Annotated in this window: 10 protein-coding genes; 5 read left to right on the top strand and 5 right to left on the bottom strand. The window is 36.2% G+C overall.

All coding sequences use genetic code 11. The annotated features are described in order from the left end of the window. Positions 1-245 precede the first annotated feature (245 nt). The 4 genes from hisC (at position 246) to AC5WOC_RS16920 (ending at position 4,589) form a co-directional block, all read left to right on the top strand. Complete coding sequence (gene hisC / locus AC5WOC_RS16905) at positions 246-1,346, top strand: histidinol-phosphate transaminase (RefSeq protein WP_496056593.1); 1,101 nt, start codon at positions 246-248, stop codon at positions 1,344-1,346. A gap of 140 nt (positions 1,347-1,486) precedes the next feature. After that, entirely contained in the window at positions 1,487-2,545 is a 1,059-nt protein-coding gene (locus tag AC5WOC_RS16910) for an NAD(P)/FAD-dependent oxidoreductase (protein ID WP_496056594.1), read from the top strand. Positions 2,546-2,705: 160 nt separating this feature from the next. After that, positions 2,706-3,707, top strand: coding sequence for a DUF4097 family beta strand repeat-containing protein (locus AC5WOC_RS16915; RefSeq protein WP_496056595.1), 1,002 nt, complete (start codon positions 2,706-2,708; stop codon positions 3,705-3,707). An 18-nt stretch (positions 3,708-3,725) separates the two neighbouring features. Then, positions 3,726-4,589 carry a hypothetical protein gene (locus tag AC5WOC_RS16920; RefSeq protein ID WP_496056596.1) on the top strand — a complete coding sequence of 288 codons (864 nt, stop codon included), beginning with the start codon at positions 3,726-3,728 and terminating at the stop codon, positions 4,587-4,589. 28 nt (positions 4,590-4,617) lie between these two features. Here the strand turns inward: AC5WOC_RS16920 and AC5WOC_RS16925 are convergent, their stop codons facing one another. Next, on the bottom strand, positions 4,618-5,181 hold the full coding sequence (locus AC5WOC_RS16925; RefSeq protein ID WP_496056597.1) for a DUF2179 domain-containing protein: 564 nt from the start codon (positions 5,179-5,181) through the stop codon (positions 4,618-4,620). A gap of 397 nt (positions 5,182-5,578) precedes the next feature. Here AC5WOC_RS16925 and AC5WOC_RS16930 point away from each other — a divergent pair, with 397 nt between their 5' ends. Continuing rightward, complete coding sequence (locus tag AC5WOC_RS16930; RefSeq protein WP_496056598.1) at positions 5,579-5,746, top strand: hypothetical protein; 168 nt, start codon at positions 5,579-5,581, stop codon at positions 5,744-5,746. 94 nt (positions 5,747-5,840) lie between these two features. Here AC5WOC_RS16930 and AC5WOC_RS16935 read toward each other — a convergent pair whose 3' ends face one another. The 4 genes from AC5WOC_RS16935 to AC5WOC_RS16950 all read right to left on the bottom strand — a co-directional run bounded on the left by AC5WOC_RS16935 (position 5,841) and on the right by AC5WOC_RS16950 (position 12,778). After that, positions 5,841-6,959 (bottom strand): class II histone deacetylase, encoded by a 1,119-nt coding sequence (locus tag AC5WOC_RS16935; RefSeq protein ID WP_496056599.1) that lies wholly within the window; start codon positions 6,957-6,959, stop codon positions 5,841-5,843. A 338-nt stretch (positions 6,960-7,297) separates the two neighbouring features. Continuing rightward, complete coding sequence (gene ppsA, locus AC5WOC_RS16940) at positions 7,298-9,934, bottom strand: phosphoenolpyruvate synthase (RefSeq protein WP_496056600.1); 2,637 nt, start codon at positions 9,932-9,934, stop codon at positions 7,298-7,300. Between the two features lie 228 nt (positions 9,935-10,162). Next, positions 10,163-12,202, bottom strand: a complete 2,040-nt coding sequence (locus AC5WOC_RS16945) for a hypothetical protein (protein WP_496056601.1) — start codon at positions 12,200-12,202, stop codon at positions 10,163-10,165. A gap of 141 nt (positions 12,203-12,343) precedes the next feature. Continuing rightward, positions 12,344-12,778: an Lrp/AsnC family transcriptional regulator gene (locus AC5WOC_RS16950; RefSeq protein ID WP_496056602.1), complete on the bottom strand. Its 435-nt coding sequence runs from the start codon at positions 12,776-12,778 to the stop codon at positions 12,344-12,346. Between the last annotated feature and the right edge of the window lie 39 nt (positions 12,779-12,817).

The raw sequence follows: 12,817 nt of genomic DNA on the forward strand, positions 1-12,817 counted from the left end.
GAATTTATGAAGGGTTGAATGATGTAATTATATTTATTGATTTGTTTTTTTACATAAATAATCAAGTTGCGGCTTTTTCTAATGGTAAAGCTCAAATTTTTCTTTGATTGAGCGATATAGAAAAAATAGCATTTTTTTATTTTAATATAAATAAGAAAATATTAGTTAATATTATAAATTTATTTACTATTTCCCTATAATTGATGATAATATTTATCAATCAATAGTAGAAGGAGTCTACCAATATGATTAAATCAAAAAAATCGATCCAAGATTTGATTGTATATCAACCAGGAAAACCGATCGAAGAAATGGAGAGAGAGTATGGTAGAAAAGACTCTATAAAGCTTGTTTCCAATGAAAATCCTTTTGGCTGTTCTCCGAAAGTAAAAGAGGCATTACAGCAAATAGATTTTTTGAATTTTTATCCCGAGCCAACTGCTCCGTTATTACGAGAACGATTAGCTCACTTTTATCAATTAGATGCGGCACAGTTTATTATAGGTAATGGATCAAGTGAGATAATTCAACTGCTCTGTCGGACTTTTTTAGAGTATGGTGAGGAGTCTATTCTTGTTGATTACACTTATTCTATCTATCAATCGGAAATAAAAATTGAAGGTGCGACTCCTGTACGGGTACCTTTATTCGATGGCAAGTACGATTTAGATGCGTTGTTGGCTGCTATTACGGAAAAAACAAAAATTATTTGGCTCTGTAATCCAAATAATCCTACTGGCGAGCTGATCTATCATGATCAATTGGTGACTTTTCTCCATCGTATTCCCGAAAATATATTGGTTGTAGTAGATGAGGCTTACATAGAATATGTGACAGATGATAGTCGTGCAGATAGCCTTTCTCTGTTGGCAAAATTCCCACAGTTGGTTATTTTACGTACTTTTTCGAAAATTTATGGATTGGCTGCGCTGCGTATTGGTTATGCAATAGCAAATCCTGCTGTCATTAGTGAATTACATCGTGTGAAACCTTCCTTTAATACAAATCGTTATGCGCAGCAGGCTGCAATCGCTGCATTGGATGATCAAAGGTTTGTGGAGTACTGGAAAATGATAAATGCTCGGGAGAGAGTACGGATCATGAGGAAAATGGAGGAATGGAATATAAATTATTATCCTTCACAAGGAAATTTTTTGTTATTTGATATAGGAGTTCCTTCTCAGGAAGTGTTTTGTTTTTTTCTGCAAGAAGGCATAATTATTCGAGATCGTTTAAAATATCCTACTCATGTTCGTTTGACAATTGGAACACCAGAGCAAAATGATCGTTTTCTTGATGTACTAGAGCGATTTTTAATCCAAATGCATGGAGGGGCTGTAGATTGAATTGCCTATAAACGAATCTGTAAAGATTTGTTGTACTCTACTAAAAAACGCCCATGTAAAAATGAATATTGATGAATATATAAAAAAGAGGTACATTGATGATAATGAGAATCGTTTTCAAATAAAGGGGCAGCACTTACATGGGACAAATATATGATGTAACGATAATTGGTGGAGGACCTGCTGGTCTTTACTCTGCATTTTATAGTGGTCTAAGAGGAATGAAAACGAAAATAATCGAGTTTCAAGCCCAATTAGGCGGGAAATTACATGTGTATCCAGAAAAAATGATCTGGGATGTTGGCGGTCAGCCTCCAATAACAGGCGAAAAGTTAATGAAACAATTGATAGAACAAGGTTTAACTTTTGATCCAACGGTAGTTTTGAATGAAAAAGTAGAGTCCATCCAACGTGATAAAAACGGTGTTTTTCAGCTGCAAACTGCTTCTGGGCAAGCACACTTCTCAAAAACAATTATTGTAGCGATAGGCAGTGGGATTTTGCAGCCGCAAAAATTAAAAATAACGGGAGCAGACAAATTTGAAGTCTCCAATCTTCACTACACCGTAAAGTCACTCTCTTACTTTAAAAATAAAACAATTATTATTTCGGGAGGTGGAGATTCGGCAATTGATTGGGCAAATGAACTGGAGCCAATTGCGAAAAAAATTCATCTGGTTTGTAGAAGAAGTGCTTTTACTTGCCATGAGGCACAAGCGATACAAATTAAAAAGAGTAGTGTAAGCAGTCATTTCCATTCAACCATAACAAAATTGATCTCCTATGATCAGCAAAGAATCAGCAGTGTAGCGTTAACCAATCATGTAACAGGATCAACTAAGTATATAGATATAGATGAGGTTATTGTAAGTCATGGATTTGATCAAGACATGTCTCTCATAAATAATAGTAAATTTCATGTAGATTTGATTGATAATTACTATATTAAAGGTACAGGTAATAGCGAATCTTCCATTGAGGGCTTGTATGCTGCTGGAGACATTTTGATGTATGAAGGGAAACTCAATTTAATTGCTGGCTGTTTTCAAGATGCAGCAAATGCGGTGAATAAAGCCAAACGATTTATTGAACCAAAGGCTGAAAAATTTGCTGTTGTTTCCTCTCATAATGAGATCTTTAAGGAGCAGAACCGTAAATTGGTTAAGCAGTGGATGAATCAGGATATGGTTCATATTTAATTATCATTTTAAGGCTTCCTAATGATCATAGAAGATCATTAGGTTTTTTGTAATGCCAAATAAGTTCATCAAGTAGACCAAAATATGAAAATATGTCAAAATGTATAGTATTAATTAAAAAAACTGGAATTTTATAAGGTGTAGAGCAAGGGGTGGCGGCTTGAAAAAGAGTGCAGCAATCGTTATTTCAATTTTGATTTTACTGGGTATTATTTGGGGGATTTTTTATTTCTTTACTGATTTCTTCCATTCCCCGCCAAAAGATGATCGGAAAATCGTAAATGATACGAAGAGTGTAGATAGTAATGTTGTTCAACAGATGGGAATTGATAGTGAAGGTGCTGATTTGATCCTTCATAAGAGCAATAATGGCAAGGTAGAAGCGAAATTGACTGGGAAGATTCCAAAAAATAATAAGGTGCAGCTGCAAGTAAAAAAATCCGGCACAAAGATTTACATAGCTATTATTAAAGATGAGGTTTTCACTAAAAAAGCAAATGATGAAGATGAAACAGCAGGTTTCCCGGATCATTTGCAGTTAGATGTATCGATTCCAAGTCAGACCTATGATGCAATCCAGATCAATTCCGGAGATGGAAAAATAACTTCTGATGTTCCACTGGGTGCAAGTGAAGTCCAAGTAGACTCGCAAAATGGAGATGTTTCCTTATCCAGCTTAACAGGTGATCAGATTCATTTCGCAACAAATAACGGAGCTGTTCAGTTAAAAAATGTTGATGCTGGATATATGACAATCGATACGATGTATGGAGATATATTCGTCCAAGATTCGAAAGGACAGGTTGACGGGAAAACCGTTTCGGGAAATATTCAAATTCATCGTTTTGACGGCATGATGATATTAGATACTGATGCTGGAAACATCACAGTTAATCAAGCAGCTCCCTTAGTCGGCAGCAATGAGATTTCGACAGATAGTGGAAAAGTCACGGTTCAATTTCAAAAGGTTCCAGTTAATCTTTATTTGGCTCTAACTAGCCAAACTGGAACATTAAAAAACGATTTACCGATCAAAAAGATAGTCGATAAAGATGCGGAATATTATCAGAAACGTTATATAAAAGGTACGATCGGAAATGGAACTGGGAATTTGGTGATTGATACGAATAATGGAAGCGTTAGTGTGTCAGTAAAAAAATAAAGCGACAGGGAGTTCATCATGATACGAAGAACTTATTGGCAACATCTCGTTGTAGTTGCATGCATTTTCATTTTGCTTACTGCATGCTCTGCATCACCAGAAAAGAAAGCAATAAAACCACTGATCAAGGAACAAGTGATGGAAAAAGTGTCGCAGCAATTGAAGAAACAAACAAAGCTGGTTCCAGCGAAATATAACCATAAAGAAACAATGATGAGTGGAACTGAAGAAACAGAAGTTGATTATTATTCAGATAAAGAATATCATACTAAATTTGCAATAGATGACAGTGATGACCAAACCTATCAATTCCCAGAATTTCAGTATTATCGAGATATTTACGAAAAAGGCCAGAAAAAAATGTGGGAAAAAGTCCCTTATGGAAAAACATTTCAGGAGATGGCAAAGTTAAGTATACACACCTTAACATTAGGTGGGAAAATTGATGATCTCAAAGCGCAAACTTATTTTTCCATCCTACAATCTGTTCCTGAAAAAGTACAAATGAAAGAAACGAATGACGCATACGAATTGGATTTAACCAGTACTGATACCATGTCCAATTTTAAATGGATGAATAATTATGTTCAAAACAATGCAGATGCGATTGATCCAAATGAAATTGAATTTCAAAAATATCATATTAAAATGTTGATTGATAAAAAGACCTTTAAAGTCTCATCGATTGAAAATAATGTTGATTTTACAAGACAAACACTGAATTTGGATAATGGTCAGAAAGGAATCAAAAAGCTAAACATACAAGTACAGATTACGTATCCTGCAACAAATAAAATGGTTGTTCCAAAAGAAGTAGTAACAGAAGCGGAGAACAATGATCCGGCAAAATTAATAGAACAATATATGAAGCAGTCACAATAAAGAACAGCTCGAATGAGCTGTTCTTTATTTATAATGAAACTGCTTTTTTCTTTTTAGAAATCGTCCATGCATTAGAAGCTCTGCGAAAAGGCTGGAAGGAAAACCCGCCTTGGAAGTGTTTTGGTTCATAAGCAACCATGAATGCTTGCGGGTCTAACTCTGCGATTTGTTTGGACAGTCTGTTTTGTTGTTTGCGATGTGCAGTGATGGATAAAATCAAGCGTTCCCCTTCCATTCCTTCCCCTATCCATGCAGTTACTCCATAGCCTGCATCTCTAAGCTGCTGAACGAGTTGAACATTGTTTTTGTTAGTAATAACAGAAATATTGAGATATCCAAGTGCGAGCTTTTCTTCTAATTTCATTCCTAAAAATAACCCGACACCATAACTAACACAATAAACAATTAAATTGATAGGTTGATCTAAATTATCCAATACAATTTTAAAACCGATCACATAAACCAGTACATCTACAGCACTGAGTAATGCCGCCATAAATTGATAGCCTTTGATCGTCAAGATTGTTCGAACCGTCAGCATAGAGACATAAACAAGCTGCAAAACAACAATGAGCAGTAAAGTGGTGAACATAAGGCATCCTTCTTTTCTGATAAAATGACTGTTTAAACCCGTATAGAGCGATATCCTATGGTAAAGGATGATATAAGTGCACAAAATGGAGGATATCTCTCATTTACATAATGATTCTCACGTTTAGACGAGATGATTATACAACTGTAGGTTTGGAATTCGCAATAGGTTTTTGCGAATTATTTTTCCTTTTTGTATTAAATAATTTTATAGTTCGCGAAAATCATATGAAGCGAGTGATACAATAAAATTGTTTCCAACCCGTCATAAAAACAAAAGGCTGAAACATGATTAGCATGATGGCTATGGATCTCGATGGCACGCTGCTGGATAAGAGAAGAGAATTCATCCCAATGATCGGAAGGCAGTCATTTCCCTCGCAAAGGCAGGTCTTCATGTGGCATTTGCCACTGGACAAAATGTATTTGAAGCAAATTTGTCTATTCGTGAAGTGTTCGCTCTTGGCATCGCATTTGTCCTCAAAATGGGGCAATTGTTGATATGTTTAAAGAAGAGTGGATTCTTGAATATTATTTTGATGATACCTATGTTATCTCCTCTGTAGCACAGGCGGTGAAATGATTTTTGATAGAAAGAAATAGAAACTAAAAAAATCTGATCTATTTCGAAGATAGATCAGACACACCCACTCGGTATGTTTATGCCAGTTTCCAATAGTCACGATGAAGTTGCTTGACATACTCCACTACGGTCTTTTGGTGATCAAGTAAAACATTGGTTGGAAGCGATTCCACTCCTAATTGAAAAGGATCTTCGATCACTTTACTTTGGCGCTCACTAATCGCTTCAATCACACGTAAGGTGCAAAATGGTACATATGCAGAACTATAACCGCCTTCGTGACATACCACTAATCGAGACGAACAGTGTTTATCAGCTATTTGTTTTACTTTCGTTGCAATTTGATAGAAACCTTCCGCTGTAACCATCATTTGGGCTAGTGGATCGAATACACTAGGGTCTTGACCTGCAGATACTAATACGAGATCAGGTTGGAATTGTTCTGCTAAAGGAGTGAGCACTTTATCAATTGCGTATAAATAACCAGCATTTCCTGTACCAGCAGGTAATGGGATATTGATGTTGTATCCTTGCCCGTCTCCTTCTCCTACCACTTCTGCTATACCGCGGTTCGGAGGAAAAGAAAACTCTTGATGGATGGAGAAGAAGAGAACATTGGGATCATGCAAAAATGCGTTTTCAGTACCATTTCCATGATGTACATCCCAATCCACAATCAGTATTTTTTTTAGTCCATATTTTTTTCGAGCATAGTGAGCTGCAATTACTACATTGTTAAAAAGACAGAATCCCATCCCAAAACTTTTTTCCGCATGATGACCAGGAGGGCGTGTTAAAACGTAGACATTATCAACCTGATTATTCATTACTGCGTCTACTCCTGTTAGTGCACCACCTGCAGATAAGAGTGCAATTTCATAGGAACCTGTACCAACGATTGCTGCTTCTCCAGCATCTCCGCCCATTCCATCACTCAGTGATTTAACCTTTTGAATATAATCAGGAGTATGATAGTAAGCGATTTCATTTTCGGTTGCACTTCGCGGTTCGATGGAAACTAGTTCACGAATAAATCCAGTGCGGTCTAACAAATTTTTGACCCGGCGTTTGGTCGCAGGATTCTCGGAGTGAATATCTGTTTCAATCCAACCACCTGGCCGCATAAATAATGCACCATTACCAGTATCATGCCAAAAGTAACTCTCATCATAAATAAAGCCTGTCCTTTTTGTCATATTGATCGTCCTCCTAGATGAACTTCGTGGTGGTTATGTGTGATCAATGGATAAGAAGAGACTCCTTTTGAAAAAGTTCCTACTCAATCATTTTATCAGATGATTAGGCAGGAACAATATTATTTGTTGGTAGTAACTGATAATCTTTTATTGAAAAAGCGAGCAAACTTGGTTTTCGTCTGTCACGAATATACATTATGGGAATGTTTGTTTGTAAAATTGCTTTTTCCAAAGGTTGAACTAGTGAAGGAAAATTCCTTACCCTCGTTCAACGCTCGCTTTCATCCCACGATTTAAACCGTGGGTTTTCTCGCTCGCAATGTTATTATAAGATGATCTCAGTCCAAAATTTCGATATAACCTTCTGTGCCGTTCAGTCGAATACGTTGTCCATCTTTTATCAGTTTGGTGGCATTTTCTACTCCAACAACTGCTGGTAAGCCATATTCGCGTGCGATGACTGCTCCGTGTGTCATTAGACCACCCACTTCAGTGACTAGACCTTTGATGGATACAAACAAAGGTGTCCAGCTGGGGTCTGTAAAGGCAGTAACTAAAATATCTCCATCTTTTAGTTCAGCCTTCTCCATATTTAATATTACACGTGCTCTTCCTTCTATCACCCCGGAAGAAACTGGCAGACCAATAATCGCTTCGTTGGGTAGATTTTCTCGTTTGTATTTACCTGCAATGATTTCTCCATCAGATGTAATAACTCGCGGGGGAGTTAGTTTTTCATATTGTTTGTACTTGTCTTTTCGTTTGCGAATGATTTGGTAGTCTAGTTGGTTTGTGTGTATAACTTCGCGAAGCTCTTCAAAAGTGAGATAGTATATGTCTTCTTTTTCTTGAATAACTTTGGTTTCTGCAAGATGTTCGGCCTCTTTCAGTAATGCCTGCTTATAGATGAAATAGCGATTAATCATACTGTATTTTGGATATTCTCGATAACCGATAAAATTCCGGATCAAGCTGATCATTCGTTTTGTTTTTTTAGCTTTTCGTTTACCACTTGGTAATTGTTGCAATCGCTCTAATAACTCTTGCTCTTTTTTTAAGGCTTCTTGTCGTCCTTGTTCGAATTTATGTCTGCTAGCATTCGGTTCAAAATTTTTGATGTTACTGAGTATCATTGGGATGAGTGTAGATGGCTTTTCATTCCATCGAGTTTTTGTAATATCAATTTCTCCAGTACACCGCATTCCGTATTTGTTGAGATAAGCAATAATCGCTTCTTGTGCCTTTTGTCCACCTTTTAATGTAACCAGTTTTTCTAAAAAGTTGTAATTCTCTTTTACATGTTGCAAATAATTAATCACTTCTGGATAAGGGCGAATTATATCAGCAACATCCAATAGCGCAAGACCCATTTCGGAAGTAACATTGTTTGGTACTGATAGAGAAAGCGTGTCTGCAACGTTTTTTTCACCCAGCCATTTCTTCATTTTTTTATTGATCCATGAGGAAGCATATACAGCAACCATTATCGCGCCTAAACTTTGAGGATTATATAAAACCTTTTTTAGTTGCTTGTAATCTTCTAGAATAAAATCAATTAAGTCTAATCCTGATTTTGTTTTGATGTTTTGTTTTAACTCTGCTATGGATAGTTCACTGCTTTTTATCAAATTAGGAACGATTGTCGGATTATTTTGGAAATAGACTTTCATCATTTGTACCAGAATCCCCCAGGACATACCTTCATTCCTTTTGCTAATACTTAATATCTTTTTACCAGTTGGTAACGATTTTATAAAATTTTTTCGCTCTATTAATTTCATGATCGCATCTTTTATAAGTGGATCTGATTGTCCCATCATATTCAACAAAATTTTCCTATTGATAGGTGAAGCCAGATCATGTGTGAAATCAATAAATAGTCTCCCGCCTGCGTGTCGCAAAGGTTGATCCGTTGTTAATAAATGAAAGAAAGACATACCTAGGGGCAAGATTGGTTCCGTCATCATTTGTTGATGTCCAATCGAAACATAGACACGATTTGCTCGGTCATCGGATTCTGGGACAGGATATAATGTAGTAATAGGACGGCTTTGTACGATATAAAATGCCTCGTCAGATAGACACCATTCAATATCTTGAGGACAAGCAAAATGAGCTTCAATCTGTTTTCCAATTCGTGCAAGCTGTAAAATTTGTTGATCAGTAAGTGTCTGCGTTTTTTGTTGATCAGAGTTGAGTTGCTGTGTTTCGGTTCCGCCTTCTTTTGAAGCATAGATTGCTAGCTTTTTGGTTGCAATCATCTTATCGATGATTTTCTCTTCTTGTACTTTGTAGCAGTCGGCAGATACTAAGCCGGATACAAGAGCCTCACCTAGTCCAAAACTAGCATCGATCGATATTACTTTTCGATTAGAAGTAATTGGATCAGCAGTAAATAAAATACCAGATGATTGTGGGAAAATCATCCGTTGAACGACAACAGATAGATAAACTTTTCGATGGTCAAATCCATTTTGTATGCGGTAGATTACTGCACGATCTGTAAATAGAGAAGCCCAGCATTTGTTAATATGGTGTAAGATGGATTCTTCTCCTAAAATATTTAAATAAGTATCTTGCTGACCAGCAAAAGAGGCATACGGTAAATCTTCTGCTGTTGCACTTGAGCGCACGGCATAAGCTTGTTTATCGCCATGTTGGGTTAGATAGTAAGCAACAGTTTTCACCACATCGGAAGGGATTTCAACCTCCATAATGGTTTGTCGAATCTTTTTGCTGATTTCCTCTATTTGCTCTTGATCCCCTACTTTTAGCAGTGTTAGTTGATCCAATAATGATTGAAATACTTCATTATGTTCGAGTGCTTTTTGGTAAGCTGCTGTCGTAACACAAAATCCTTCTGGTACTTGTATCCCTTGAATCTTTGACAGTTCTCCTAAATTCAACCCTTTCCCACCAACGAGCAAGAACTGTGTACTTTTCACTTTCTGAAAATCGAGGATATAGGAACTCATTCGATATCACTCCTGACTATTCTCTTTTTTGATTTTTAAGATATATATTTTTATTTCTTTGTAACTTGCAGATCATTTGGATTAATCGGTTCATCTTTAAGCAATTTCTTGGTTTTGCATGTCATTCTAAACATAAAAAACCAGGAAGATTGCTCTGCCTAGTTTTATTATGAAATGCCCAGTTCTCTATCTGTCCCGCAGACAGAAACGGTTTATGGAGTTGTATCATCAAAAAAAGTGACGTGTTATTTGATTCATTGGAAGATTTGGATGCTGCTTCTTTTTACGTTTTGACGGATTTGGACTATATTTTAAATATGATATCAATCCTCCCATCCCGATGAGCGAAAGAATAACAAACAAACCTAAACCAGTCCAATGAATACCAAACCATTTGTAGGTGGGAACGTTTTTAAAAATCAGCTCCAACAAACCACTAAATAAAACAACAGGAAATCCGAAGATTGTAATAAGCACAATCAAGCGATTTGTTTTCAAATTTGTGTGATTATCAATAATTTGTTCCAATTCAGAAATAGATTCATACAGTTCCTGCAACTGCGAATGCAATGTCCATCGTTTTTCGATCGTTTCACGAAACTGTCGGAGGTGATAGTCTGAGGAGGAAAACATGGTAGTTAAAATAGTATAGCGGATTCTCGTCTTATTGCTGCTAATCCAATGATTGATTTCGATTAATTTCGAATTGGACAGTGTTTGTTTATTCGCTAACCACTCTAAAACTTTGGACATCATTTGGATACAGTCTTCGTGAATTTCTTGGAAAAGGGTTACTTGTTCCACTACATTTTGTACTTGTTGTTGGTAGGAGACTAGATCAAGCGGTTCAGTGTTCCAATCATCCAGTAAAAAAATGCCGTTTTCATGCACAATAGCATAGCCAAATGGAGTTTCCATAAAATCAAAAGAACTTTCCAGCGGTAATGGATAGATGGGTGGAATTTCCTCTTCTTGAACTCTTGATGCACAAATGGCTAGATAGCGTTGTAAAGTAGGAGAAGTAACTAATACCTGTTGTTGACCGAGTGAGTTCCACTTTGCCGCGGTTAAAAATTTTGCACCAGACCAAATAGGTTTGCATTCGTATATTCGACAAGCATTCCCAACTAACGTATCAGATAAATATGGATTCACAGTGATAGATTTAGCTGGGTTGTATAGTTCCCATATGATATTAATAACATCTGACCAGAGAACTTTTGTGTGTTCTTTTTGATGATTTTTGCATTTTGGTGCTGCTATTGTTTGATATTTTCCTTCTTGATTATGCCAATGACAATCAATTGGTCTGTGATTGTCCCATCGTTTCTCTTCTAATTCTTCTAATCGTAACCACAAATCTTTTAAATGCACATTTTGCCCAGATGTTACTTGGATGACAATATCACGACCAGTCCCTATCAACTCCGGCCGATAAATAGCAAAAAACTGGAAACCAGATTCGAGCCAAGTACGCTCACTATCATGAGTCAAAAATGACTTTAATAAGCCAATATAAGTGTTTTCGGTAGTGATGAAGGCATCCATTAAAACGGTCTTATTTGAATCTTTTATGGGTAACTCCAATTGAGTGATCGTGGCTTGTTTGATTGTAAGTTCATATTTTTGATGTTCTTTTTTTAAATAAAGGAGGGCACGGTTATATTCCTCGATGTGATTGGAATGAGGAATCTCGTATGGCAGAACATGATCCATCATGAGAGAAATCGCTAAATATATGCACGCTTGCAATCCCTCTGTAACTTGAGATTCGTCGATGATGGTAAACATTTTTCCGCTTTCATCGATTTGTTCTTCGATTAGAAAATACGAATGTGCAAGTGCGTTGTGTAAACATCCCCAAGATTCATAAGGTTTCCCGGTTGTTTTAAAATCATCTAATTCCCATCGAATTGTGTAATCGATCCACTCAAATGGAAAATCTTTTCGATCAACGCCATGGTGTCGACAGTAGAACATAATAAAAGTTAGACAAGCATCAAGAGATAAGTCTTCGAAGTAAAAGGAATATTGCTGAAAAGGTTTGTTATGCAGCAGATGAAGTTCTTCCAAGTGGTATAACATTTCCGTAGTAGAATCAAACCCATCATTTTGGAAATGGCAGATGAGTTTGTTTTGATAATAAGAGAACAATTCATTCCCAAAAAAGACTTCATGATCATTTTCGGGAATTTTGTTTGGTTTGTAATAAATGGTAACATCCTGCAACTCATTATATAACTGCTGTAAACAATCGATAAGTTGCATGTTCCACTCCCTTTGTTTGAATAATATGAACCATAAAATTATTTTATCGAAAAGGAAAAATGAATTCAAACATAAAAGGGCCTCATATCGTATTTCTTTATAATGATTTTATATATATTTACATTTTTGTAAATATTATTATTAATCTGCCGGAATTACCATTGGTTTAATATTTGTTGGTTCAGATATTACCGTCATAGTAGTAGAGAATCCATATGGGGAACAAGCATGGATAAATTCTTCCAATGTTCGCATGGACTGTGTCATCACTTTAATCATGTAATTGTACCGGCCACTAAGTTGATATGTTTCAACTACTTCATCGGATTGATTACAAAACGCAACTAATTTTCCACAGTCGTTTGTTTCAATAAGTAAAAAAGCAGTAATATTTTTACCCAATTTTTCTGGATCAAGGATTACTTGATATCCTTTTATTATACCTTTTTCTTCCAATTTCCGAATGCGCTCTCCTACTGCTGGTTGTGTCATATTGATCAATCTTCCAATTTGGGAGATGGTAATACGTGCATTTTCTTGTAATAATGCAATGATTTTAGTATCTGTTGTGTCCATACATGTATCACCTCTATTATATTGCTTTGAATTTAAAGC

It is taken from the genome of Shimazuella sp. NTD247 (assembly GCF_059510415.1).

Excerpts from the sequence above, each read along its gene's own strand:
- hisC (WP_496056593.1), top strand. The coding sequence starts at position 246 with ATGATTAAATCAAAAAAATCGATCCAAGATTTGATTGTATATCAACCA.
- AC5WOC_RS16910 (WP_496056594.1), top strand. The coding sequence starts at position 1,487 with ATGGGACAAATATATGATGTAACGATAATTGGTGGAGGACCTGCTGGT.
- AC5WOC_RS16920 (WP_496056596.1), top strand. The coding sequence starts at position 3,726 with ATGATACGAAGAACTTATTGGCAACATCTCGTTGTAGTTGCATGCATT.
- AC5WOC_RS16925 (WP_496056597.1), bottom strand. The coding sequence starts at position 5,181 with ATGTTCACCACTTTACTGCTCATTGTTGTTTTGCAGCTTGTTTATGTC.
- AC5WOC_RS16935 (WP_496056599.1), bottom strand. The coding sequence starts at position 6,959 with ATGACAAAAAGGACAGGCTTTATTTATGATGAGAGTTACTTTTGGCAT.
- ppsA (WP_496056600.1), bottom strand. The coding sequence starts at position 9,934 with ATGAGTTCCTATATCCTCGATTTTCAGAAAGTGAAAAGTACACAGTTC.
- AC5WOC_RS16945 (WP_496056601.1), bottom strand. The coding sequence starts at position 12,202 with ATGCAACTTATCGATTGTTTACAGCAGTTATATAATGAGTTGCAGGAT.
- AC5WOC_RS16950 (WP_496056602.1), bottom strand. The coding sequence starts at position 12,778 with ATGGACACAACAGATACTAAAATCATTGCATTATTACAAGAAAATGCA.